The sequence below is a fragment of the uncultured Nisaea sp. genome, from assembly GCF_963974195.1.
In the GTDB taxonomy this organism is placed as follows: domain Bacteria; phylum Pseudomonadota; class Alphaproteobacteria; order Thalassobaculales; family Thalassobaculaceae; genus Nisaea.
In genome coordinates, this window is sequence record NZ_CAXBDC010000042.1 from 12,087 (window position 1) to 36,124 (window position 24,038).

Genomic DNA, 24,038 nt, shown 5'->3' on the forward strand with positions numbered 1-24,038 from the left:
CGGGGGAAATGCCGTGAGCACGTCCTATTATCCTCCGCTGTCGCCATTCTCGACCGGGCTTGCCTGCCGCTGTCCGCGATGTGGCAAGGGAAGCCTGTTCGAGGGATTTCTGACGGTCCGGGAGAGTTGCCCGGACTGTGGCCTGGATCTGAAAAACGAAGATAGCGGCGACGGCCCGGCCGTTTTCATCATCTTCCTTCTGGGCGGCACCGTGGTGCCCATCGCGCTCTGGATCGAGACCCTGTTCGCACCGCCGCTCTGGGTGCATGCCGTCCTGTGGAGCGCGGTGGTCCTTGGTGGTACGATCGGCCTGTTGCGGCCCTTGAAAGCGGTCACGATCGCTCTGCAATACAAGCACAAGACACCGCATCGCCCGCCGGGTCTCTGACCGGGAGCCAGGGCTGGGCAAACCTTCGTCCGGAGCCTATGGTCTGGCTTGATCACCGTGCCCCGTTACGCGCGTAGTCTGGAAAAAACATGTTCGGCAATCGCAGGTTCCGTCCCACATTCTGGGCAACCTTTTTCACGATCATCTCCGTGATCTTCATGGGCAGCCTCAGCTACTGGCAGCTGGAGCGTCTGGCCTGGAAGAGCAATCTGATCGACCAGTTCGAAAGCCGGGTCGCGGCCGAGCCGGTCGCGGCTCCGGACAAGATCGACAATATCGAGGACTGGAGGTACCGGCGGGTCCGGCTCCAGGGCACCTACCTGCACGACAAGGAATTCCTGATCACCGGCAAGACCTATGAAGGGAATGTCGGCTTTCATCTGGTCACGCCGATGAAGCTGGTCGATGGCCGTACCGTGCTGGTGAAACGCGGCTGGATAGAACTCAAGCACCGCAAGCCCGCGGATACCGTTCCGATGCATGTCGAGGGGATCCAGACGGTTGACGGATTGATCCGGCAGGATCGGCTGAAAGGATATTTCGTCCCCGATAACGAGCCGCAGAACGATGTCTGGCTTTATATCGATACGGCGGAAATGGCGGAAGCACGGGACCTCGGCCCGGTCCTGCCCTATTTTGTGGACCAGTTGCGCGCGCCGGGACCGCTGAAAATGCCGATCGGCGCCGACAGCGAGATCCATGTCCGGAACGAGCATCTGAGCTATGCAGCGACCTGGGCCTTGCTGGCGCTGACCCTCATCGTCATCTATGTGATCTATCACATGAAACCCGAGGACGAGACGGAGCCTGACCGTGACTGAGAACGCTTACGCTGCGCTGGAAAAACGGTTCAGACGCTATTCCGCTCTCTCGGGAGCAAGCGGCCTGCTCGGCTGGGACCAGGAAACGATGATGCCGTCCGGCGGCGCGGAAGCGCGGGCCGAACAGCTGGCGACTCTGGATGTGCTGCAGCATGAATTGCTGGCCACTCCGGCTGTCTCCGAGGAATTGGCCCGGGCGGAAGCGGACAGTTCCGGTCTGGATCCGATGCAACAGGCGAACCTGCGCGAGATGCGCCGGGTTCATACCAACGAAACCGTGGCGCCCGCCGATCTGGTGGAAGCCCGGTCCCGGGCCGTCTCGGCCTGCGTCGTCGCCTGGCGCGATGCCCGGGCACAGGATGATTTCTCCGCCGTCTCCGGCAAGCTCGCCACGGTGCTTGAGCTGACCCGGGAATATGGCGCGGTCAAATCCGAGAAGCTCGGGTGCGGACTCTACGACGCGCTGATCGACAGCTACGAGCCGGGCGGCACCATGGCCTGGATCGATCCGGTCTTCGCCAGACTGAAGGCCGAGCTGCCGGGGCTGATGGAGAAAATTCTGGAGCGGCAGGCCGCTGGCCCGGCGCCGCTGAGCCCGGAAGGCCCGTTCCCCGCAGCCCTGCAGAAGCAGCTTGGCGAGCGGGTGATGCGCGCGCTCGGCTTTGATTTCGCGCATGGCCGTCTTGATGAAAGCGCTCATCCCTTCACCGGCGGCATTCCCGACGATGTCCGCATCACGACGCGCTATTCAGAGAATGATTTCACCAGCGCCCTGATGGGGGTGATCCACGAGACAGGCCACGCGCTGTATGAGCGCGGGCTGCCGGTTGAATGGCGCAACCAGCCGGTCGGATCCTCCCGGGGCATGGTCATGCATGAAAGCCAGTCCCTGCTGATGGAGATGCAGGCCTGCCGGGCGCCGGCCTTCTATCGTTTCCTGGCACCACTCGCATCAGAAGTGCTGGATGCGGGCGGTCTCGCCATGACGCCGGAAAACCTGAACAGGATCGGCCATCGTGTGGCGCGCGGGCTGATCCGCGTCGATGCGGACGAGGTGACCTATCCGCTGCATGTCATGCTGCGATACGATCTGGAAAAGGCGCTGCTCTCCGGCGATCTGCCGCTGAAGGATCTGCCCGGCGCCTGGCGTGACGGCCTGAAGGCCTCACTCGGTGTGGCGCCGGAAGACGACCGGGATGGCTGTCTGCAGGATATCCACTGGTATCACGGCTCGTTCGGTTATTTCCCGACCTATACGCTGGGTGCTCTTGCCGCCGCACAGCTCTTCAAGGCTGCTCACGACGCTTTGCCGGATCTGGATGAACGTATCGCGGCCGGTGATTTCAAGACCTTGCTTGGCTGGCTTGTCGAGAATGTGCATTCGGTCGGCAGCGCGAAGACGACGGACGAGATCATCAGTGCGGCAACCGGTGCGCCGCTCTCGGCGGACGCCTTCCTGAACCATCTGAGCACCCGCTACCTCTGACCGGCACTTTCGCGCAGGCTGAAGCTTTATTCCGCCGGTTGCTGGCTGAGGTCGCTGTGGTTCTTTTCCATCACGGCATGCCGGGCGCCGGCGGACATGCGGTCATGCAGCCGGGCGATGGTCTTGCTGCCGGTCCGGGTGCAGAGAAACGGGAACAGTCCATGCACCACGCAGGCGAGACCGCCGAGGATCATCGCGCCACCGGTTGAGGTGGCGAACCCGAAATGCTGCCAGTAGCTCTCGCCGACCGATTGCGGATGGCTGGTGAAGATTTTGAAGATCATGGCGGCGCCCCGGAGTGAATGTGTAAATCGCATTCATTCTGGCCCGGAATCGGGGCAAAAAGTTTGCTATTTTCCTCAAGTACAGGCTCTGTGTTAGAATAATTTTCTAACATATGCGGATAATATGGAATGAAGATCGACGAGACAGACCGGCGCATCCTCGCTCTGTTGCAGGAGAACGCCGATCTCTCCGTGGCGGAGATCGGCACTCGTGTCGGCCTCTCCTCGACACCGTGCTGGCGCCGCATCCAGAATCTCGAAAAGCAGGGTGTGATCCGCAAGAAGGTGGCTCTGCTGGATCGCCGCGCCATTGACGTGCCGCTGACCGTTTTCGTCATGATCCGGACCAGCCAGCATAATGACAGCTGGCTGGAGAAGTTCGCCAAGGGGGTTTCCGAGATCCCGGAAGTTCTCGAATTCTATCGCATGAGCGGAACGGTCGATTATCTGCTGCGCATCGTGGTCCCGAGTGTCGAAACCTATGACGCGGTTTATAAACGCCTGATCTCGATCGCGGATCTGGCCGAAGTCAGCTCCAGCTTCGCGATGGAAGAGATCAAATATACGACGGCGCTGCCGCTCGGTTATGCTGGTTGAAGGGAGATTTTGCGGAGAGAGTTAGGGATGGGTGAGGTAACGGAAACACCGGATATCCCAGTGCTGGAAACGGAAAGACTGATCCTTCGGCCGCTTGAGCTCGCCGATGCGCCTGCGGTGCAAAAGACCTTCCCGCAATGGGAAATAGTGAAACATCTCTCAAGTGCCTCGATTCCATGGCCCTATCCGCCGGACGGGGCCATGACTTTCATCCGCGACATTGCCCTGCCGGCGATGCGCGAGGGCTCCGAATGGACATGGTCCCTGAGGCCCAGATCCGGACCCGACGCGTTGATCGGTCTAATCGGTCTCTATGACAAGTCGGAAGCCAATCGCGGTTTCTGGCTGGCGCCCGAATGGCAGGGCAAAGGCCTGATGTCGGAGGCGGTGGAGGTGGTGACGGATTTCTGGTTCGCCACCCTCGGGCGCCCGCTCATGCGCATTCCAAAGGCGGCGCCGAATCTCGCTTCCCGCCGCATCTCGGAGAAGACCGGGATGCGCCTCGTTGAGACCGGCGAAAAGGACTATGTCTGCGGGCGACTGCCGACGGAGGTCTGGGAGATCACCCGCGAGGAATGGCTGGCGCAAAAGACCACGCGCTAGGAACGCCGCTCTCGAAGCGCGTCGGCAAGCCGGGTGACCAGATCATCGAGAGTGGTCCCCATGGTCCGGTTCTCGACTACCTCCTTGCCGAGCGGGGTGCTTTCGATGAAGCGGTAGATATCCGCCGCGCCCTCGAAGGTCTTCGGTGTCAGACCGGCATCGCCGTAGGTCTTGGCGATCTCCTCCATCTCGCCGACCCAGCGATAGGCTTTCGGCGGCATGCCGGGGAGGCTGCCCGCCAGGCTTCTCAGAAGGTTTGCCTGCACGCTCTCCAGCTCCGCCCGGAAGGCCGGGCCGACCCCTTCCAGTTCCGCCGTGACGAAGCTCTGGATGGCGAGCGCCTGCACACCCTTGGTCAGGGTGGCGAAGCACATCTTCAGGGCCGAGGCGGCCCCGATCTCATCGCCGAACGGGCGGATGTCGAGGGCAGGGCTCAGGGCCGTGAAGCTATCCGCGCCGGGGCCGCTCAGATAGATGCGCGGGCTCGGCCGTCCCGGATAGGGCGGGCCGCCGATGATGCCGCCGTCGAGGAAGCCGATACCGGCCGCTTCCGCTGTCGCCTGAAGCTGCCGGGCCGTGGAGGGCGCGACGGCGTTGAGATCAGCAATCAGCGCTTTCGGCTTCGTGCCGAGCGTTCCCGCCGCCGCCGCCATACGGGTAACGAAGCCACCCGCCTGATCCGGCGGCATGATGGAAAAGATCGCATCGCATTCGGTGAGCAATGCCGCGTCGGAGCCGAGATCCTCGATCCCTGCTTTTTTCGCCAGGGTACGGCTGCGTTCGGAGCGGCCTTCGAGGTTGGTCACGATCCGGATTCCGGCCTCGCCAAGCCGCTGGCCGATGGCGTGTCCCATGTCCCCGGGCGTCATGATTCCGACAGTTTTGATGGTCATGCAGAGCGTCCCGGTTTGCGTCGTTTCCCGACAGAGCGGGTATTGTTGCAAGAACCCAGCGCCACCGCTAGGTTGCGTCCTTTCGAACGGCGAAAAAGAGACGGCGGACGTGCGCTATATCAGCACCCGGGGCAAGGCCCCTGAACTCGGTTTCGAAGACGTACTCCTGACGGGCCTCGCCCGCGACGGCGGACTCTATGTCCCGAAGACATGGCCGACCCTCACGCCGGCGGACCTGAAACGGCTCGCCGGTCTGTCCTATGCCGAGACCGCGTTCGAGGTTTGCCGCCTGTTTACCGGCGACGCCTTCGACGACGCGACGCTGAAGGGCATCATGGACGAGGTCTATGGCAGCTTCGAGCACAGCGCCGTGGCGCCGCTGAAGCAGCTCGACGGCAATCTCTGGATGATGGAGCTGTTCCACGGCCCGACGCTGGCCTTCAAGGATTATGCGATGCAGGTCCTTGGCCGGATGTTCGACCATGTGCTGACCAAGCGCGGCGAGAAGGTGACCATCGTCGGCGCCACCTCGGGCGATACCGGCTCGGCCGCCATCGAGGCGTTCCGCGACAGCGCCAATGCCGAGATCTTCATTTTCTTCCCGAAAGGCCGTGTCTCTCCGGTGCAGCAGCATCAGATGACGACGGTCGATGCGCCGAACGTCCACGCCATTGCGCTGGAAGGCACCTTCGACGATTGCCAGGACATGGTGAAGGCGCTGTTCAACGACATTGCCTTCAGGGACAAACACAATCTGTCCGGCGTGAATTCGATCAACTGGGCCCGCATCCTGCCGCAGGTGGTCTATTACGTGACTTCCGCGCTGAGCATCGGCGCCACGGCGGAGCGGCCTGTCTCCTTCGTCGTGCCGACGGGGAATTTCGGCAATATCTTCGCCGCCTATGCCGCCAAGCAGATGGGCCTGCCGATCGACCGCATGGTCGTGGCGACGAACCAGAACGACATCCTGTCCCGCTTCCTCGCTTCCGGTGAGATGAAGCTGGAAGGCGTGCAGCCCTCGATCAGCCCGAGCATGGATATCCAGGTTTCCAGCAATTTCGAGCGCTACCTGTTCGATCTGTTCGACCGGGACGGCGCGGCGGTGACCGAGGCGCTCTCCGGCTTCCGTGAGACCGGCCATTTTGCTGTCTCCCAGGGCATGCTGGATCGCGCCCGGGCCGAATTTGACGGCTTCCGGACGGACGAGGACGGCACCAGGGCGACCATCAAGGCGGTCTATGAGGAGACGGGCGAGATCACCGATCCGCATTCCGCCGTGTCCCTCGGCGCGGCCCGTCAGGCCCGCGACAGCGGCGCCATCGGCATGGACATGCCGATGATCTCTCTTGCCTGTGCCCATCCGGCCAAGTTCCCGGACGCGGTCGAGTCCGCCATCGGTCTGCGCCCGGCGCTGCCGCCCCGGCTGGCTGACCTGCTTGAGCGGGAAGAGCGCATGACTGTGCTCGCTAATGACTACGGGACCGTCAGCACCCATATAGCAGGCATCGTTGCGACCAAGGAGAACGCTGCATGAGCGGCGACATGGACGGAATCAAGATCACCGAGCTTGTCAATGGTGCTCGCGTCGTCACCGACAAGATGGCCAGCGTCGAGAGTGTCTCTCTCGGCGCCTGGCTGAATGTCGGCACCCGGCACGAGGTCGCGGCCGAGAACGGCGTGGCGCACTTGCTGGAGCATATGGTGTTCAAGGGCACCAAGCGCCGCTCGGCGCTGCAGATCGCCGAGGAGGTCGAGGCGGTCGGAGGGCACATGAATGCCTACACGGCACGGGAGCAGACGGCCTATTACGCCAAGGTGCTCAAGGAAGACGTGTCGCTGGGCGTTGATGTCATCTCGGACATTCTGGTGAACTCGACCTTCGACGAGCAGGAACTGACCCGCGAACGGTCCGTGATCATCCAGGAAATCGGCCAGGCGGCGGATACGCCGGACGATATCATCTTCGATTATTTCCAGGAGACCGCCTATCCGGAGCAGGCCATGGGCCGCCCGGTGCTGGGCCGCTCCGAGATCGTCCAGGAGATGAGCCGGGACGGCATCATGGCCTTCATTAACGAGAATTACGCGGGCGACAGCCTGGTCTTCTCCGCCGCCGGTGCCGTCGATCATGACGCGGTGGTGGCCGAGGTCGAGCGCGGCTTCGGCACGCTCGGCGCGCAGACCTCCGCGAAAACCGAACAGGCGGAATACAAGGGGGGCGAGATCCGGGTCGAGAAAGATCTGGAACAGCTTCATCTGTTGCTCGGTTTCGAGGGCACGGGTTTCCATGATCCGGATTTCTACGCCCAGCAGGTGCTCTCCATGCTGTTCGGCGGCGGCATGTCCTCGCGCCTGTTCCAGGAAGTGCGGGAGAAACGCGGGCTGGTCTATTCGGTTTATTCCTTCAGCGCGGCCTATAACGATGGCGGCATGTTCTCGGTCTATGCCGGCACCGGCGAGAAAGAGTCGGTCGAACTGATGCCGGTGGTCTGCGACGAGCTGATGGATGTTGCCGCCAACGTCTCCGAGGAAGAGGTCATGCGGGCCCGCACCCAGCTCCGCTCCGGCCTGCTGATGAGCCGGGAGAGCACCTCGAACCGGTGCGAGCAGCTGGCCCAGCACATGCTGGTCTATGGCCGTCCGGTCTCGGTGGAAGAGCTTGTCGAGAAGGTCGATGCGGTCGATACGGCGGCGATCCGCCGGGTGGCGGAGCGGCTGCTCAAAAGCACGCCGACCCTGGCCGCCCTCGGTCCGACCGGCAGCCTTGAGTCCTATGACAAGATCTGCGCCCGGCTGAACTGATCGGCTGGTCGGCCCCCTCCCAAAGTTCCCGGCACCGCACGGCAAGGCTTGTCGTGCGGTTGTTCCGCTTGCCATTCGCAGGGTTAACGGGAAAAATGACCCTGTAACGGGCACCGAGGGGATAAGCGATTTGGTCCTGACGTTTTTTCCGCCGTCCAAGATCGAGCCGCGGGTATCCCTGCCGCGGCTTTATCTCAGGCAACCGAACAAGAATGACTGGCGTGAATGGGCCGAGCTGCGCGCGATCAGCCGGGATTTTCTGGTTGAGTGGGAGCCGCGCTGGCCGGACGACGCCCTGACCCGCGCCGCTTTTCGCCGCCGCCTTGCCCGTTATGCCGAGGACTGGTCACGGGACCAGGGCTATTCCTTCCTGATTTACCGGCGCAGTGACGATGCGCTGGTCGGCGGCATCACCATCGCGAATGTGCGCCGGGGCGTGGCCCAATGCTGCACCATCGGCTACTGGATCGGCCGCCCGCATGCCCGGCGCGGCTATATGACCGAAGCCGTGCATGGCGCCTGCTCTTTCTGCTTCGACCAGCTTTCCCTGCACCGGGTCGAGGCGGCCTGCCTGCCGCGTAACGAGCCGAGCCAGGGCGTGCTGCGCAAGGCCGGTTTCCGCGAGGAAGGGCTGGCCAAGAAATACCTGAAGATCGACGGCCGCTGGCAGGATCACGTCCTGTTCGCATTGCTGCGCGAGGATTTTTATCCAAGCTTCGCGGATGAGCTGAAGCACTTCTAGGCCGGGCTTTCCGGATCTAGTACGACCCCGCAACCGCCAGATAGAACGAGAGTGTTGCGACCGAGAGCACGGTTGTCGTCAGCACGACGCGGCTCGTGAGCAGGGCTTCGCGCTGGTAGAATTCCGCCAGCATGAAGGGGCCTGTGCCGGTCGGCAGGGCGGCGAGAAGCACCGCAATGTAAGCGACGCTTGAGGGCAGGGCGAGGATCGGGACAGCGACCACCCAGGTAACGGCGGGCTGCACCACCAGTTTGAGAGCGACCAACGCTGCCTGCACCCGGTTGTTCGCACTGGAGCTGGTGTTCCGGCCGGCATTGTCGGCGAGAAACAGTCCGAGCGAGACAAGGGCGCAGGGCGAGGCCGCCCCGCCCAGCAGTGCCAGATAGCTGTCGAGGATCTCAGGGAGCGAGAGACCCGACGCCATGAACAGGGCACCGAGGGCGGGAGCGACGAGAAGGGGGTTTTTAGCGAGCGCGAGAGCCGTCTTGCGGAGGATGTCGCGGCGCCGGGACCCGGTCTGCAGGGCGCACTCGATCAGCACGATTGCCGCCGCGAACAGGACGCAGGCGGTCAGGATCGTCGCGATCATCGTGGCGCCCATCGCCGCGCTGCCGATCACGGCGAGAACCAGCGGGAATCCCATATAACCGGTATTCGGATAGCTCGCGTTGAGCGCGTCGATGGCTGCGTCGGCAAGATGGCTTCCCTGCCGCATGCGGACCAGCAGCGTGGTGCCGAAGACCAGTGCGCAGCCCGCCGTGAAGGCGAGGATAAAGTCCGGTTGCCAGATCTCTTCCAGATCGGCTTTCGCCATGATGCTGAACAGCATCGCCGGCAGGGCCAGATAGACCACGAACCGGTTGACCTCCCGCGTCGCGGTCGGGCCGAGAGCGCCAAAGCGCCGCGCGGCATATCCCGTCAGGACGAGCGCGAAGATCGGCAGCACGATGATCAGATTGGAAAGCATGAATGGATGAGGCGCCAGAGGGAGGGTCAGGGAAGGACCGGGGGAAAGAACAGTCTTTCCCTAATCTCTTCCTGCGATACAATCCAATCCAATATTAAGCATTCATCAAGCTATAAAAGGTATCAATGGATACGCGCCAGATGCGCTATTTCGTGGCTCTCGCCGAAACGCTGCATTTCGGGCGGGCGGCGGAGCGCCTGAACATGACCCAGCCGCCCTTCAGCCGGCAGATCGCCAATCTTGAACGGGATCTCGGCGTCCGGCTGGTGAACCGGACATCGCGGCAGGTCTCCCTGACGGTGGCCGGGCAGCGCTTCCTGGAGGATTCCCGGGAGGTTCTGGGCCGGTTCGATGCCGCCTGCCGAGACGCGCGCCTTGTCGCCGAAGGACAGAAAGGCGAGCTGCATTTCGGCTTCATGATGCATGCCGCGCACCGGATTGTGCCGCGTATCGTCAGCCGCTATTCCGCCATCAGGCCGGATGTCCGCCTGTCTCTTTCGGAAACCACGCCGGCGGATATCGAGCGCCTGTTGCTGAACGGAGAGCTGGATGCCGCCGTAACTTTCTCTGGCGGCACCGCACCGCAACTCGAAAGTCTGCCGATCTTCACCGATCGCCTCTGCCTCGTGGTGCCACCGTCGCACCGGCTGGCTTCGTATCCCTCCGTCGGCGCGCGGGATTTGCGCGACGAAGATGTGATCGCCACCCCGGCAACTGTCGCGGAGACGCTGCACCGGACCATCGTTGAATATCTGTCGGCGGGCGGCGTGGTGCCGCGCTTCCGCTTCGAGCCGCAGTTGCAGAACACGATCCTGCGTCTGGTCGCGGCCGGGCTCGGTGTGGCTCTGGTGCCGGAATCGATCTGCGACGAGCAACCTGACGGCCTGGTCGCCCGGCCGCTTGACGACGCCCCCGAGCTGGAGGTGGTGCTGAAGGTATCGCGGGAGCGGGACAATCCGGCCGTCGCCCCGTTGGTGGAGCTGATCCGGGCGCAGGCTTTTTCGGATCCGGACATATGACCGCCGGAATTTCTTCGGCCGAAAAGATGCGGACCGTCTCGACGTAGAGGAAGCAACGGGGCATTCTTTCCATACATTTTCCTCATCGGCCGCCCTGGCCGGCATCCACTGGATTTCCCATGACCGACACGCCCGCTTTCACCTCGCGTCACCACAACCGGATTTCGGCCCTGCACAACGATGTCACCGCATGGCGCCGCGACCTCCACGCTCACCCCGAAATCGGGTTCGAGGAGGTGCGCACATCCGGGATCGTCGCGGAGAAGCTGAAGGCTTTCGGGGTTGACGAGGTGCTGACCGGGATCGCCACGACCGGCGTTGTGGGCATTGTCCGCGGACGCTCCGAGGGCCCGATGATCGGGCTGCGCGCGGATATGGATGCGCTGCCGATGCAGGAATTCGGCGAGGTATCGTATCAATCGACAGTGCCCGGGAAGATGCATGCCTGCGGTCATGACGGGCATACCGCGATGCTGCTTGGCACCGCGAAGCTGCTGGCCGAGAGCCGGGATTTCGCCGGTTCCGTGGCGCTGATCTTTCAGCCGGCGGAAGAAGGCGGCGGCGGCGGCCGGGTGATGGTCGAGGAAGGGCTGTTCGAGAAGGCGAACTGCGAGACGGTCTGGGGCCTGCACAACTGGCCGGACTTGCCGCTCGGGACGTTCTGTCCGCTGGCCGGACCGGTCATGGCCGGGATCGATTATTTCGACATCGCCGTGCGTGGCCAGGGCACCCATGCAGGCATGCCCCACGATGGCGTGGACACGGTGCTGGCGGCCGCCCATCTGGTGACCGCGATCCAGAGCGTGCCGGGACGCAATGTCTCGCCGCACAAGACCGCGACCATCGGTGTCTCGATGTTCAAGGGCTCGGACGCCTATGTGGTGATGCCGGACGAGGCGGTGATCGGCGGCTCGGTGCGTTATTTCGAGCCGGGCGTGCGCGATCTCGCCGAGGAGCGCATCCGCGCGCTGGCGACCGGGATCGCCGAGGGCTTCGGTTGCGAGGCGGTGATCGACTACCGGAAGAATTATCCCCCGGCGATCAATCCGCCCGCCGAAGCCGGGGTCGCGGCTGAAATCGCAACGGCGGTTGTCGGCGCCGACAAGGTTATCCGGGAGCATGATCCCTGCATGGCGGGCGAGGATTTCTCCTTCATGCTGAACGAGCGCCCGGGGAACTACATCTGGATGGGCACGGCGGCGCCGGATCACAAGTCCGGCAAGCTGCATTACCCGGATTACAACTTCAACGATGCATCCATCCCGCTCGGTATCGGCTACTGGATGGAACTGGTGGACACGCTGTTGCCGGAAAGTGCCTAGGCTGACGCGTGAAGCCTTGATCCTTTACGGCTGATTGGGGGGGCAGAAGATGGGGATCTATTCAGGCAGCTGTCATTGCGGATCGGTGCGTTTCAGGCTCGAAGCTGACCTCGATCATGTCCGCGTGTGCGATTGTTCGATCTGCCGGCGGCGGGGCGCATTGCTTCACCGGGTGGAAGAAGAGGCTCTGGAGCTGCTGACGCCGCTTGAGGATCTCACGACCTACCAGTTCAACACGAAGCAAGCGACGGACTATTTCTGCCCGCGTTGCGGCATCCTGCCGTTCCGCAGACCGCGTACCGCGCCGCATTTATGGTCGGTCAACGTGCGCTGTCTGGAGGATGTCGATATAGACGCGATTCCGGTTGAAAGGGTGCGGGGCAGCCGCCTGTCGTGAGGTGTCTCCCGCTGCTCACCGAGACAGGAACCTTCAGCCGTGGATCGCGATCCGGATGTTCGATCCGGTCGCGCGCGCGACCCGGCGTACGGTCTCGAGGGAAGGGAGGGTTTTACCCCCCTCAAGGCGCGCGATGGTGCTGCGGGAGGTATTCATTCTCTCGGCCAGCGCCTGCTGCGTCAGACCGGCTTTCGTGCGGGCAGCGATGATCTTGCGTGCAACCTCGAATTCCAGTGCGAGAGCATCGTATTCGGACCGCGTTTCAGGGTCCTGAAGCAGTTCCTCCTGCAGGTCTGCGAATGCGATCTTCTCAACCATGGTCCAACATCCGTTTCATCGCCTTCGCGAGTTCCCGGTCGGGCGTTTTCTGTGTCTTTTTGACGAAGGCGCTCAGGATGACAATGCGGCAATCGCGTTTTGACTCGATAATGTGACGTTCTGGAGCGCTTTTTGGGTGGAGCGGGGATTACGCTCGCCCGGCTTCCGTCGAGAGCAGGGCAGAATCGACGCCGAGTTTGGCCAGTGCGCGGTCCCATTTGCTGTCGAGGTCTGTATCGAAGACCAGTGCGTTATCGGCGGCGACATTGAGCCAGGCGTTTTCCTGGATCTCGCCGTCGAGCTGGCCCGGGCCCCAGCCCGCGTAACCGAGGGCCAGAAGATGGTTCTTCGGCCCGCTGCCCGATGCGATGGTGCGGACGATATCGACGGTGGCGGTCAGGCCGAATTCCGCGTCGATACCCAGTGTTTCCTCACTCTGATAATCGGCGCTGTGCAGCACGAAGCCGCGTTCCGTATCGACCGGTCCGCCGAAATGCACCGGCGGGCTGGCAACCAGATCGGCTTCGCCGAGCTTCATGTCGAGCTGTTCGATCAGATCGCCGAATTCGATGGAGCCGACCAGTCGATTGACGACCAGGCCGATTGCGCCATCGGCGTTATGGACGCAGATATAGATCACGGAACGGGCAAAACGCGGATCGCGCATTGCCGGCATGGCCACCAGAAGCTGTCCGGTGAGATAGCCTTCCTGGGTTTCCTCGGCGACGGTAGTAGGCATTCTTGTCTGTCCTGATCCCTGGTGGCGCTTGATCCGCCAATTCTTTCCATGGTTCCGGAAAATGTGACCGACGTGGCGGCTCCGGTCCACTATATATGCGGTACGAAAAGGGTATGAAACCCCTGCAACAAGCTCGGGCATCTGATTATGAGTTGGGTCTTCCGCCCCGAAAATCGAATCCTGGCCGTCATTCTGGGCATCATCGTGGCGCTCGGTATTTTCACGCGTCCGGCTTCCGCCGCGCCGGGGGCGTCCGATTGGGTCAGTACGGATTTCGCCGATGTCCGGCTTGTCTCGGCGGTCGCGGGAACCGAAGGTCAGGAAGATGTTCCGCTCGGGCTCCAGTTCCGCCTGGCGGAAGGCTGGAAGGTTTACTGGCGGGCGCCCGGCGATGCGGGCTATCCGCCGGAAATAGACTGGCAGGGGTCCGGCAATCTGGCCGGGACATCCTGGCGCTGGCCGGTGCCGGAACGGTTCAGCCTGTTCGGTCTGGAGACCTACGGCTATCACGACGAAGTGGTGATCCCGATCCGCGCGACGCTTTCCCAGCCGGGCGCGCCGTTGCAGTTGCGGGCGGAGATGAATGCACTCGCCTGCAGCGATATCTGCGTGCCATTGACGGCAAGTCTGTCGCTCGATCTTGCCGGGGATGCCGCCGGGCCGACGGCGTTCGCCCAATTGATCGACCGGTTCCGCGCCCGGGTGCCGAAGAATTTGAGCGGGCTTGGCCTCGATATCGGCGCTGTCACGGCGGCCGGGGCGCCGGAGCCGCATTCGCTTGCCATCTCCATCAGTTCGGACAGCCCGCTCGATGCGCCAGATGTGTTTCCGGAAGCACGGCAGGGTTTTTCATTCGGCAAACCAACAATTGTCTATTCCGCCGACCGGCAATCCGCCGTGCTGACGGTCCCGGCAGCCGTGCCCGAAGGCAGCAGGCTGACCGGTGAGGAAATTACCCTGACGCTGGTCGACGGGGACCGCTTCCTTGAGCGCAAGTTCACGGTTTCGGAAATGCTGGAAGGCGGGACCTCCAACCGCTGGGCGGCACTGGCCGCGATACTTGGTATCGCCTTTCTTGGCGGGCTGATCCTGAATCTGATGCCCTGCGTTCTGCCGGTTCTGTCCCTGAAGCTGGTTGGTGCGGTGACATATGGCGGGGCGGATAAAGGGGAGATCCGGGCCGGGTTTCTGGCCTCGGCCGCAGGGATCGTGGCGTCGTTTCTGCTGCTGGCCGGTGGGGCGATCGCGCTGAAGGAGGCGGGCCTTGCCGTGGGCTGGGGCATCCAGTTCCAGCAACCGCTGTTCCTCGCGCTGATGGTGACGCTCCTGATGCTTTTCGCCGGCAATCTTCTTGGCCTGTTCGAGATCGGCCTGCCGCAACGGCTGTCGGATCTCGGGCTCGCGGCCTCCGATAAAGACGGCAAGACCGGCCTGGCCGGTCATTTTCTGACCGGCGCTTTTGCTACCCTGCTGGCGACACCCTGCTCCGCGCCCTTTCTCGGCACGGCCATCGGTTTCGCGCTGTCGCGCGGGGCGGTGGAGATCGCCGTGGTCTTTCTGGTCATGGGGCTTGGTCTGGCGGCGCCTTATCTGCTCGTGGCGGCGCTGCCGGGGCTGGCGCGCGCCTTGCCCCGGCCGGGAGCCTGGATGATCTGGCTGCGCCGGGTTCTCGGCCTGGCGCTGGTGGCGACGGCTCTGTGGCTCTTCGCCGTTTTCGCCGCGACCGCTGTGATGCGCGATACGCTTTTGCTCGGCGGGCTGGCGCTGGCGCTGACGGCGGCATTGAGCTGGAGGGCATGGGACGGCGCGCCTGGACGCCGCGCCGCCGGGCCGCTCGCCCTGATTGCCATGCTTGCGGTCGTGGCGGTTGGTGTACAGGCCACGCCCCGAGGGCTCGCTGCTCCGGCGCCCTCCATATACGAAACGGCCTGGCGGCCTTTTGACAAACGGGAGATCGCCCGGCTTGTGGCCGAGGGCAAGACGGTGCTGGTCGATGTCACCGCGGACTGGTGCCTGACCTGCAAGGTCAACAAGGCGCTGGTTCTCGAAACAGAGGAGATTTCCGGGCTGATCGGGGCCGAGGACGTGATCGCGATGCGGGCCGACTGGACCGCTCCGGATCCGAAGATCGCCGATTATCTGGCGTCGTTCGGCCGGTATGGCATTCCGTTCAATGCGGTTTACGGCCCGGGCGCGCCCGGCGGCCTGGCGCTGCCGGAATTGCTCAGCCTGGAAGCCGTGCAATCCGCGATCGAGCAGGCCGGAAGCTGATTGAATTGGAATTCGGGCTGGCCGTGACCATCTCAAGCATCGTATTCCATTCATACTGAATTTTCTCGGCCGTTCCGGCCAGATAACATCCAGGGAGAGACAGAATGACCATCAAGGTTGGGGATGCATTCCCGGCGCTGACGCTGAAAACAAACACGGCGGACGGGATCGACGATCTCGATACGGCGGAATTCTTCAAGGGCCGCAAGGTTGTCCTGTTCGCGGTACCGGGGGCTTTCACACCGACCTGCTCCGTCAAGCATCTGCCGGGCTTCGTGCAGAAGGCGGGCGATCTGAAGGCAAAGGGTGTCGACGCGATTGCCTGCACGGCCGTGAACGATGCTTTCGTCATGGGCGCCTGGGCGAAGGATCAGGGCGCGGGCGATGCCGTCACCATGATCGCGGACGGCAATGGCGATCTTGCCAAGGCTCTTGGTCTTGAAATGGACGTGTCCGCGGCTGGCCTCGGAACGCGCTCCCAGCGCTATGCGATGCTTGTCGAGGACGGCGCCGTCTCCAAGCTGTTCATCGAAGAGCCGCGTGCTTTCGAAGTCTCCAGCGCCGAACACGTGCTGGCCAATATCTGACACAGAATGTCAGTGATCCGGAGCGGCTGTTGCCGCTCCGGACATACTCCGCGCTTTAGCGAAGAAATTCTCCGAGATGGGCCGTCACCTGCGGGCGCACGGCCGTATCGAAATCATTCAGCAGTTTTTCCGACAGGCCGTACCAGAGGGTTTCCCTGTCCGCGAGAGTGGCGTCCTCGGGGATCGTCGCGCTGCGGGTGGCGAAAGCCTCCGCTACGGCCCGGCGCTTGTTGTCCGGTGTGCGGATTTCCAGCCGGACGGCGATGCGGCCTTCATACCGTTCCGTCTGATCGGTCGTGAAGGCGCCTTCCAGCCCCTTTTTCACCTTCAGCGGGGTTTCGGTCACCGAGGCATCGGTGATCACCATCACCAGCTTGTCCGTGCCGCCGCTGGCCTGCAGGACGTCCTGGGCCCAGCGCTCTGCGGCCGGACCGGGCGCCACGGGCATCTTGTGCTCCACATTCGGCGCGGCGAACGGCATGCTGAATTCATTGACGACCTCGACGGAGCCGACGGCGAGCCGGATCGGTTTCTTGTGCCGGAAAGTCAGCTCCGGAAAATTGGCCGTCGGTGGCGTGGCGCAGGCACCGAGCAGCGGTGCGACGAAAGCAAAAAGCAGAAAGGCAAGCCGGACCCGCATTGAGACCCCCATGGATTAATGAGTCGTAAGGCCCATTCTAACCCAAGTGATGAGGCAGCATTGTGATCAATTGTCAGTGCCGGCCCGAAGTTTCTCCATCCCGGCTTCGTCATACTCCCAGCGGGACTTGCAGAACTCGCAGACGACGAAAACCAGACCGTCCACCGTCATGTCCCGGATTTCCTCGTCCGACAGAGATGTCAGCACGCTTTCAACCCGGTCTTTCGAGCAGCGGCAGCGTTCCATCACGGGCTGCGCCGGGTAGGCCCGGATACCGTTCTCGTGGAACAGGCGGAACAGCAGCCGGTCGGGCGCGACACGGGTGCCGGCGATCTCGTCCGGGCTGGCGCTGCTCAGCATCACCATCGCGGTGCGCCAGGCGTCCTCATAGGCGTCCATGTCATGCACGGTGCGGGCCTTGCCCGGCTCCGGCGCCTCGCCACCGTCGAGTGGCATGCGCTGCAGCATCAGGGCGCCCGCGCGCCAGATGCCGAACTCGTCCTTGCGCACAGCGACATTGATGCCGGTCTCGAGCTGCTCCGACTGGCGGAAATATTCGTGCGTGCATTCCGCCAGCGTCTGTCCGGCCAGCGGCACGATGCCCTGATAGCGCTCCGTGTCCGTGCCCTGATCGACGGTGAAGGCGATATAGCCGCCACCGATCATCCGGGGAACGGTGGCCTCGCCGTTCTCGGCTGCCTGCTTCACGGCATCTTCATCGAAAGCCGCATAGCCGCGCAGGTGGCCGTCGCTGGTGAAATCCGCGACCATGGTACGGATCGGCCCGTCGCCCTTGATCTGCAGCGAGAACACGCCCTCGTACTTGAGAGCGCCGGCGAGGCAGACCGTGATGGTCATGACCTCGCCGAGCAGTTTCGATACCGGCTCCGGATAGCCGTGCCGGTCCAGAATGGTATGGGCGGCCGAATTCAGCCGCACCATGCGGCCGCGCAGGCCGAACGGGTCGACCTGAAACGGCAGCAACAGATCATCGTGACCCGACTCTGCGAAAATGTCGGCGGTGCTCATCTTGATCTCCGGATCAGGCGAAAGGCTTTATGAAAGACACCAGTTGAGGACGGCCTTCTGCGAATGCAACCGGTTCTCCGCCTCGTCGAAGACGATGGATTGCGGGCCGTCGATGACTTCCGCCGTTACTTCCTCGCCGCGATGCGCCGGCAGGCAATGCATGAAGATCGCATCCGGCTTTGCTTTCGCCATCAGCTCTTCGGTCACCTGATACGGGCCGAGCTGATTGTGCACGTTGGAGCTGTCGTCGCCCATGGAGACCCAGGTATCGGTCACCACGCAATCGACATCCTTCACGGCTTCTTCCGGATCGTGCGTCAGGATGACGTTGCCGCCATTCTTCCTGGCCCATTCCAGCAGGGCCGGGTCCGGGCTGCGTTCCGCCGGGCAGGCGATGCGGAGCTCGAAGCCGAACTTCGTTGCCGCGTGAATCCAGGAGGAGGCCATGTTGTTGCCGTCTCCACTCCAGGCGACGACCTTGCCCCGGATCGGGCCGCGATGCTCTTCGAAGGCCATGATGTCGGCCATCAGCTGGCAGGGATGGGAATGGTCCGTCAGGCCGTTGATGACGGGAACGGTGGCATGCTCCGCCATCTCGCGGATCGTGGCCTCGTCGAAGGTCCGCATCATGATGCAGTCGACATAGCGGGACAGCACTTTCGCGGTGTCGCTGACCGACTCGCCGCGGCCAAGCTGCAGATCGGCCGCGTTCAGCACCACGACCTCGCCGCCGAGCTGCTTCATGCCGACTTCGAAGGAGACGCGGGTCCGGGTCGAGGGTTTTTCGAAAATCATTGCGAGCGTTTTGCCGGCCAGCGGTTTTTCGGTGCCGGCTTCGCCGCGTTTCATGGCCATGCCTTCATCGACAATAGCCCGAAGGGTGAGCGCATCGATCTGGTCGAGATCGAGGAAATGGTTCTGTTTGGTCATATCGGAGTTCCAGAATCGGGGGCGGACGCCGGCCGGCTCCATCCGTGGGAGCCGGCCGGGTGCCTGTTCAGGCGTCCCAGTCCGCGCAGACTTTCTCGATAATGCCGCAGGCTTCGGCGACATGGTTTTCGTCGATGATCAGCGGCGGCAGGATACGCAGAACGTTTCCTCCGGCGCCGACGGTCAGCAGGCCGGCTTCGCGCAGCTTGCCCTGGAAGTCGGTATTCTTGACTTCGCAGGCCAGGCCGAGCATCAGGCCCTTGCCCTTGACCGCCGAAAAGATCTTCGGATGTCGTGACGCGATTGCTTCCAGACGGTTGTGGAAATCCTCGCCGAGTGTCGTGACGCGCTCCAGCAGGCCCGGCTCCAGCAGCACATCGAGCACCGCATTGGCGACAGCCATCCCCAGCGGGTTTCCGCCGAAGGTGGAGCCATGCGTGCCCGGCGCCATGCCGGACGCGGCTTTCTCGCTCGCCAGGATGGCACCGACCGGGAAGCCGCCGCCAAGACCCTTGGCAAGCGTCATGATGTCCGGCGCGACCCCGGCCCATTCATAGGCCCAGAGCTTGCCGGTCCGGCCCATGCCGCACTGGATTTCGTCGAAGATCAGCAGAGCGCCGAATTCGTCCGCCGCCTGGCGGAGCGCCTTCAGATACTCGACATCGGCGGTGTTGATGCCACCTTCGCCTTGGATCGGCTCAACGAGGATGGCCGCGGTCTTCTCGCCCATCGCCTCGCGCATCTCGTTCATGTTGCCGAAAGCGACATGACGGAAGCCTTCCGGGCGCGGGCCGAAGCCGGTCCGGTAGGTTTCGTTATCGCCAGCCGACAAGGTCGTCAGCGTCCGGCCGTGAAAGGCGGAGGTGCAGCAGACGATTTCATTCCGCTCCTTCTCGCCGCGTTCCCACTGGTACTTGCGGGCGATCTTCAGCGCGCCTTCATTCGCCTCGGCACCGGAATTCGCGAAGAATACCGTGTCGGCGAAGGAATTCTGCACCAGCCGGTCAGCCAGCCGCTTCTGTTCCGGAACCTCATAGAGGTTGGAGACGTGCCACAGCTTTTCCGACTGGCTCTTCAGCGTTTCGACCAGATGCGGATGTGCGTGACCAAGGGAGTTGGTGGCGATACCCGATGCGAAATCGAGATATCGTCGGCCTTCGGTGCTATACAGATAAGGGCCTTCCCCCCGCTCGAAAGCGATATCTATACGCCCGTATGTGGGCATCACCGTGGTAACCAACGTCCTTCTCCACCATAAAAAATGGCGGCACCGAAAACCGGCGCCGCCGGATATCGAAAAAAGCACGGAATTCGGGGGACGCCAAGGGGAATATGGTGCCATGGCGGGGGATTCCCGCGAAACTGTGCGAATCGAGGCCGAAGACGGGCGTTTGACGCCTCCCGGCTGAGGGTCACGCCCAGTGAAAGAGGCCGAGCGCGGCCCGCACATCATCCAGTGTCCCCTGCGTGATTTCCCGTGCCCTGTCGGTGCCGTCGCGCAGCATCCGCATCACCTCGCCGGGATCCTCCGCGAGCCGTGCCCGGCGCTCCCGTATCGGCCAGATCAGGGTCTGCAGAATCTCTTCGAGGTGATTCTTCACCACACTGTCGCCGAGGCCGCCACGGCGATACCGGGCCTTCAGGTCCGAGACCGTCGCCTGATCGTCCGAGAAAGCATCCAGATACGTGAAGACGACATTGCCCTCGATTTTCCCCGGGTCGCTGACCTTGAGGTGATCCGGGTCCGTGTACATCCGCCGCACAGCGTCCCTTATGTCGTCGGGCGAGGCGGAGAGCGGGATCGCGTTGCCGGCCGATTTGCTCATCTTGCTGACACCATCGATGCCCGGCAGGCGGCCGACGGCGGGGATCAGGGCGCGGGCTTCGGGCAGCAGGCTGGTGCCGGTCAGCCGGTTCAGCCGCCGGACGATCTCGTTCGTCTGCTCGATCATCGGCGCCTGGTCCTCGCCGACCGGCACCAGCGTTGCCCTGAAAGCAGTGATGTCGGCGGCCTGGGAGACCGGATAGCAGAGGAACCCCGCCGGAACGTCCCGTTCGAAGCCACGCTGCTGGATCTCGGTCTTGATCGTCGGGTTCCGCTCCAGCCGGGAGACGGTGACATGGTTCATGTAGAGCATTGTCAGTTCGGCAAGCGCGGGCAGGGCTGACTGGACGGCAATCGTGGTCAGCTCCGGGTCGATGCCGACGGCCAGATAGTCGAGCGCGACCTCCAGGACGTTACGCGCCACTTTATCCGGGTCGGCCGCATTATCCGTCAGGGCCTGGCTGTCCGCGAGCAGCAGATACTGCCGGTGCGAATGCTGAAGCGCGACACGGTTTCTGAGGGAGCCCGCATAATGGCCGAGATGCAGGGGGCCGGTGGTCCGGTCTCCGGTGAGGATGACGGGTTGGGTGTCGGTAGCCTTGTCAGGCGTATGAGTGGTGGCGATGTTCATTGGCTGCTCCGGGAAGGAAGCCGCCGCACGTCGGAAAGATTTTAGGGGAAGATCCCATGCTCGCCGATAACGGCGGCAGGGATCGAAAATTGAATACGACGTGCCGCTCCTAAGGGGAGGGCCACCAAAATCGAGACTGGTTTTGCGCGTTGTTATCCATGAGAGAGTGATGCCTTTTCGGCGCCGTTAATGCAACGAACTTTGGCGGGGAGGGGAGATTAAACGCTTTCGGGGCGTCGGAGGCCCAGGCGTCTTTGCTTCGGAAAGACCAAAAACTCCAATAAAATCCAACACGATCCTTCATGACTCATAAAGGCGTGGCCGCTATAGTGCATGCACTTGAGAAGCGGAGTTACCAGAAAGGAGTCCGCCATGACCGCACCCGTGCAGTCCAGTCTCGCTGTTTTCGCGTTCCGCGCAGACAAGCAGCAGCAAATAGTCCAGGCCCAGGTCGTCGCCAGTGCCGTTGAAACGGCCAAGCAGATTGCCCAGTCGACGGGAACGCAAAGCGCTTCCTCCGGTGGTGTCGACATCACCGTCTGAGATCAGACCACTTTCAAAAATACAAACCGGCGCGGTATGCGGGCTTTTTGATGCCCCGCTTTCCGCGCCGATTTTGTTTTCAGCTTATCTTGGCAACCTACGCCGAGCGGAAATGCTTACCGAGCTTCAGGCCCTGGCCCTGATAGTTCGAGCCGATGCCGCCCGCGCCATAGACCTTGTCCGGGATTTCGGTCAGCGGCTCATAGACCAGGCGGCAGACGATCTGGCCGTCGGTGATGACGAAGGGCACGTCGTGGGAGCGTACTTCGAGCACGCCCCGGGTGGCCTCTCCGCCGGCTTCGCTCAGGCCGAAACCAGGATCGAAGAAGCCCGCATAATGTACCCGGAACTCGCCGACCTTTGTGTCGTAGGCCCGCATCTCCGCCGCATAGTCGAGCGGCACGGTGAGATATTCCTTTGAGGCGAGGATGTAGAATTCATCCGGGTCCAGGATCAGCTCGCCCGGCCGGTTTTGCTGGCGGTACAGCGGCTCCCAGAAATCCAGCACGTCATAGCCGTTCGGGTTATCGATATCGATCAGGCCGGTATGCTGCTTTGCCTTGTAGCCGATCAGGCCGGTCTTCGCTTCTCCGGTCAGATCGGCACTGACGGCGACACCTTCCTTGATGTCGACTTCGTGGCCGCTGACCAGCACCACGCTGTCCTGCAATCGCCGCATCGCCGTGTCGCTGGCAACAGGGTTGCCGCGCCGGAAGCGGAGCTGGTTCAGCCGCGAGCCGGTGCGGGCCAGCACGCTGAAGGTGCGCGGGCTGATCTCGGCATAGAGCGGTCCGTCATAGCCCTCACGCACGCTCTCGAACTCGGTGCCATGATCGGTGATCAGCCGGGTGAAGATATCGAGCCGGCCGGTGGAGCTTTTCGGGTTCGCCGTGCCGGAGACTTTTGGCGGCAGCGAGACGCTTTCCTGCAGCCGGACAATATAGACGCAGCCTTTTTCCAGCACCGCCCCGTCGCGCAGGTCGATCCTGTGCATGGCGAGGGTTTCGAGCCGCTCGGCCACGGTGCTGTTCCGGCCGGGCAGGAAACTGGCGCGCACCCGATAGGCTTCGGCGCCAAGCCGCAGGTCGATGCTGGAGGGCTGGATCTGGCCGTCGATGACAGGCGTATCGCTGGCGATCTGGCCGCCTTTGATCATCTCCCGGATGGTCTGGCTCGGCAGAATCCCGGTGGTGCGCTTTTCGCGCGTGCCGCTGTCCGTTGCTGCCGTTGAGGCGTCTGCGGTCATGTCTCAATCCGCCCAATAATCCCAATTCGGCGCAAAATAGCAGACGGCGCCGCCGGGACCAGCGGTTTTGTCGGTCAGCTCCTGATCTTGTAACCGCGCTTAAGCAGCATGTAGCACAGCGCCATCAGAACCGCGTTCATCCCGGTCAGCACGGCGGCGCCGATCAGCGGGTCGCTGTCGGACCAGCCGATCAGGCCATAACGCACACCGTCGATCATGTAGAAGAACGGGTTCAGGTGGGCGAGCTGGTTCCAGATGCCGGGCAGCCGGTCGATCGAATAGAAGGTGCCGGAGAGGAAGGCGAGGGGCTGGATCACGAAGTTGGTGACCGACGAGAGGTGGTCGAACTTCTCCGCCCACATGCCGGCGGCGATGCCGATCAGCGCCATGGCGAGCGATGCCGATACCGCAAAGAAGAGGGCCACGGGCCAGTGCGCCGCGTGGAAGCCGACGGCTAGCGACATGGTAACGACGGTGGAGACCCCGACGATCATGCCGCGCGTCACCCCGCCAAGCGCGAAGGCGGTGAGCAATTCACCGGGGCCGAGCGGCGGCATCAGGACATCCACGATATTGCCCTGCACCTTCGAGATCATGATCGAGGAGGAGGTGTTCGCAAACGCGTTCTGCATCATCGTCATGACGACAAGGCCGGGCGCCAGAAACTCCGAATAGGTAATGCCGCCGCCGATATCGACCGAGCGCTGCAGGGCCAGGGTAAAGATCGCCAGGAACAGCAGGGAGGTGACGACCGGGGCGAGCACCGTCTGGGTGATCACCTTCAGGAATCGCCGGACCTCTTTTTCGTACAGAGTCCAGACCCCGATCCAGTTGACCACGCCTACCCGGCGCACGGAGGGGACAGGAATAGCGGTCTCGTTCAGATTCGAGGCAAAAGGACGGTCTGACATGTACGGGCCGATGGCTTAGGTTGTGTTGGGCGCGCACAATAGGCGCC

General features: G+C 62.9%; 26 protein-coding genes. 14 read left to right on the forward strand and 12 right to left on the reverse strand.

All coding sequences use genetic code 11. The features are described 5' to 3' along the window. Window positions 1-13: 13 nt before the first annotated feature. The 3 genes from AAC126_RS11010 (at window position 14) to AAC126_RS11020 (ending at window position 2,695) form a co-directional block, all read left to right on the forward strand. Window positions 14-388, forward strand: coding sequence for a DUF983 domain-containing protein (locus tag AAC126_RS11010; protein WP_339853277.1), 375 nt, complete (start codon window positions 14-16; stop codon window positions 386-388). 89 nt (window positions 389-477) lie between these two features. Beyond that, a complete protein-coding gene (locus AAC126_RS11015) occupies window positions 478-1,209 on the forward strand; it encodes an SURF1 family protein (protein ID WP_339853279.1) in 732 nt (243 codons plus the stop codon). Continuing rightward, complete coding sequence (locus AAC126_RS11020; protein ID WP_339853281.1) at window positions 1,202-2,695, forward strand: carboxypeptidase M32; 1,494 nt, start codon at window positions 1,202-1,204, stop codon at window positions 2,693-2,695. Before AAC126_RS11015 ends, AAC126_RS11020 begins: the two co-directional genes overlap by 8 nt. Before the next feature lie 26 nt (window positions 2,696-2,721). Here the strand turns inward: AAC126_RS11020 and AAC126_RS11025 are convergent, their stop codons facing one another. Beyond that, window positions 2,722-2,979, reverse strand: coding sequence for a DUF6356 family protein (locus AAC126_RS11025; protein WP_339853283.1), 258 nt, complete (start codon window positions 2,977-2,979; stop codon window positions 2,722-2,724). A 129-nt stretch (window positions 2,980-3,108) separates the two neighbouring features. Here AAC126_RS11025 and AAC126_RS11030 point away from each other — a divergent pair, with 129 nt between their 5' ends. Next, window positions 3,109-3,576 carry an Lrp/AsnC family transcriptional regulator gene (locus tag AAC126_RS11030; protein ID WP_339853285.1) on the forward strand — a complete coding sequence of 156 codons (468 nt, stop codon included), beginning with the start codon at window positions 3,109-3,111 and terminating at the stop codon, window positions 3,574-3,576. Between the two features lie 27 nt (window positions 3,577-3,603). Further along, the gene (locus AAC126_RS11035; protein WP_339853287.1) at window positions 3,604-4,179 is read left to right on the forward strand and encodes a GNAT family N-acetyltransferase; all 576 of its coding nucleotides are present in this window, start codon (window positions 3,604-3,606) and stop codon (window positions 4,177-4,179) included. Here the strand turns inward: AAC126_RS11035 and AAC126_RS11040 are convergent. Next, on the reverse strand, window positions 4,176-5,072 hold the full coding sequence (locus tag AAC126_RS11040; RefSeq protein WP_339853289.1) for a DUF1932 domain-containing protein: 897 nt from the start codon (window positions 5,070-5,072) through the stop codon (window positions 4,176-4,178). The two genes, AAC126_RS11035 and AAC126_RS11040, sit on opposite strands and share 4 nt — an antisense overlap. 109 nt (window positions 5,073-5,181) lie before the next feature. Here AAC126_RS11040 and thrC point away from each other — a divergent pair, with 109 nt between their 5' ends. From thrC to AAC126_RS11055, 3 genes are all read left to right on the forward strand, one after another. Further along, window positions 5,182-6,606 (forward strand): threonine synthase, encoded by a 1,425-nt coding sequence (thrC, locus tag AAC126_RS11045; RefSeq protein WP_339853291.1) that lies wholly within the window; start codon window positions 5,182-5,184, stop codon window positions 6,604-6,606. Further along, window positions 6,603-7,874 carry a pitrilysin family protein gene (locus tag AAC126_RS11050; protein ID WP_339853293.1) on the forward strand — a complete coding sequence of 424 codons (1,272 nt, stop codon included), beginning with the start codon at window positions 6,603-6,605 and terminating at the stop codon, window positions 7,872-7,874. The genes thrC and AAC126_RS11050 overlap by 4 nt, the downstream gene beginning before the upstream one ends. 130 nt (window positions 7,875-8,004) lie before the next feature. Then, window positions 8,005-8,616: a GNAT family protein gene (locus tag AAC126_RS11055; protein ID WP_339853295.1), complete on the forward strand. Its 612-nt coding sequence runs from the start codon at window positions 8,005-8,007 to the stop codon at window positions 8,614-8,616. Window positions 8,617-8,632: 16 nt separating this feature from the next. Here AAC126_RS11055 and AAC126_RS11060 read toward each other — a convergent pair whose 3' ends face one another. Next, window positions 8,633-9,583 carry an AEC family transporter gene (locus tag AAC126_RS11060; protein WP_339853297.1) on the reverse strand — a complete coding sequence of 317 codons (951 nt, stop codon included), beginning with the start codon at window positions 9,581-9,583 and terminating at the stop codon, window positions 8,633-8,635. A 125-nt stretch (window positions 9,584-9,708) separates the two neighbouring features. Here AAC126_RS11060 and AAC126_RS11065 point away from each other — a divergent pair, with 125 nt between their 5' ends. From AAC126_RS11065 to AAC126_RS11075, 3 genes are all read left to right on the forward strand, one after another. After that, window positions 9,709-10,602 (forward strand): LysR substrate-binding domain-containing protein, encoded by an 894-nt coding sequence (locus AAC126_RS11065; protein ID WP_339853298.1) that lies wholly within the window; start codon window positions 9,709-9,711, stop codon window positions 10,600-10,602. A 119-nt stretch (window positions 10,603-10,721) separates the two neighbouring features. Next, the gene (locus AAC126_RS11070) at window positions 10,722-11,924 is read left to right on the forward strand and encodes a M20 aminoacylase family protein (RefSeq protein ID WP_339853300.1); all 1,203 of its coding nucleotides are present in this window, start codon (window positions 10,722-10,724) and stop codon (window positions 11,922-11,924) included. Window positions 11,925-11,973: 49 nt separating this feature from the next. After that, entirely contained in the window at window positions 11,974-12,321 is a 348-nt protein-coding gene (locus tag AAC126_RS11075) for a GFA family protein (protein WP_339853302.1), read from the forward strand. A 33-nt stretch (window positions 12,322-12,354) separates the two neighbouring features. On the opposite strand, the gene AAC126_RS11080 is transcribed toward AAC126_RS11075, so the two are convergent. Together AAC126_RS11080 and AAC126_RS11085 are read right to left on the reverse strand one after the other, a co-directional pair. After that, window positions 12,355-12,639, reverse strand: coding sequence for a helix-turn-helix domain-containing protein (locus AAC126_RS11080; RefSeq protein ID WP_339853304.1), 285 nt, complete (start codon window positions 12,637-12,639; stop codon window positions 12,355-12,357). A gap of 148 nt (window positions 12,640-12,787) precedes the next feature. Further along, the gene (locus tag AAC126_RS11085) at window positions 12,788-13,378 is read right to left on the reverse strand and encodes a YqgE/AlgH family protein (RefSeq protein WP_339853306.1); all 591 of its coding nucleotides are present in this window, start codon (window positions 13,376-13,378) and stop codon (window positions 12,788-12,790) included. 147 nt (window positions 13,379-13,525) lie between these two features. Here AAC126_RS11085 and AAC126_RS11090 point away from each other — a divergent pair, with 147 nt between their 5' ends. After that, entirely contained in the window at window positions 13,526-15,649 is a 2,124-nt protein-coding gene (locus AAC126_RS11090) for a protein-disulfide reductase DsbD domain-containing protein (RefSeq protein WP_339853308.1), read from the forward strand. Between the two features lie 104 nt (window positions 15,650-15,753). Further along, window positions 15,754-16,236 carry a peroxiredoxin gene (locus AAC126_RS11095; RefSeq protein ID WP_339853310.1) on the forward strand — a complete coding sequence of 161 codons (483 nt, stop codon included), beginning with the start codon at window positions 15,754-15,756 and terminating at the stop codon, window positions 16,234-16,236. Window positions 16,237-16,291: 55 nt separating this feature from the next. On the opposite strand, the gene AAC126_RS11100 is transcribed toward AAC126_RS11095, so the two are convergent. The 5 genes from AAC126_RS11100 to trpS all read right to left on the reverse strand — a co-directional run bounded on the left by AAC126_RS11100 (window position 16,292) and on the right by trpS (window position 21,291). Continuing rightward, window positions 16,292-16,876, reverse strand: coding sequence for a hypothetical protein (locus AAC126_RS11100; protein WP_339853312.1), 585 nt, complete (start codon window positions 16,874-16,876; stop codon window positions 16,292-16,294). Window positions 16,877-16,942: 66 nt separating this feature from the next. Then, a complete protein-coding gene (locus AAC126_RS11105; protein ID WP_339853314.1) occupies window positions 16,943-17,905 on the reverse strand; it encodes an Hsp33 family molecular chaperone HslO in 963 nt (320 codons plus the stop codon). A gap of 27 nt (window positions 17,906-17,932) precedes the next feature. Beyond that, window positions 17,933-18,835 (reverse strand): ornithine carbamoyltransferase, encoded by a 903-nt coding sequence (gene argF / locus AAC126_RS11110; RefSeq protein WP_339853316.1) that lies wholly within the window; start codon window positions 18,833-18,835, stop codon window positions 17,933-17,935. A 67-nt stretch (window positions 18,836-18,902) separates the two neighbouring features. Then, window positions 18,903-20,075, reverse strand: a complete 1,173-nt coding sequence (locus tag AAC126_RS11115) for an aspartate aminotransferase family protein (RefSeq protein ID WP_339853318.1) — start codon at window positions 20,073-20,075, stop codon at window positions 18,903-18,905. Between the two features lie 172 nt (window positions 20,076-20,247). Further along, window positions 20,248-21,291 (reverse strand): tryptophan--tRNA ligase, encoded by a 1,044-nt coding sequence (trpS, locus tag AAC126_RS11120; RefSeq protein WP_339853320.1) that lies wholly within the window; start codon window positions 21,289-21,291, stop codon window positions 20,248-20,250. Window positions 21,292-21,663: 372 nt separating this feature from the next. Here trpS and AAC126_RS11125 point away from each other — a divergent pair, with 372 nt between their 5' ends. Further along, complete coding sequence (locus AAC126_RS11125; protein WP_339853322.1) at window positions 21,664-21,834, forward strand: hypothetical protein; 171 nt, start codon at window positions 21,664-21,666, stop codon at window positions 21,832-21,834. A gap of 97 nt (window positions 21,835-21,931) precedes the next feature. Here AAC126_RS11125 and AAC126_RS11130 read toward each other — a convergent pair whose 3' ends face one another. Continuing rightward, complete coding sequence (locus tag AAC126_RS11130) at window positions 21,932-23,080, reverse strand: 2'-deoxycytidine 5'-triphosphate deaminase (protein WP_339853324.1); 1,149 nt, start codon at window positions 23,078-23,080, stop codon at window positions 21,932-21,934. Window positions 23,081-23,154: 74 nt separating this feature from the next. Then, entirely contained in the window at window positions 23,155-23,991 is an 837-nt protein-coding gene (locus AAC126_RS11135; RefSeq protein ID WP_339853326.1) for an ABC transporter permease, read from the reverse strand. Window positions 23,992-24,038 lie beyond the last annotated feature (47 nt).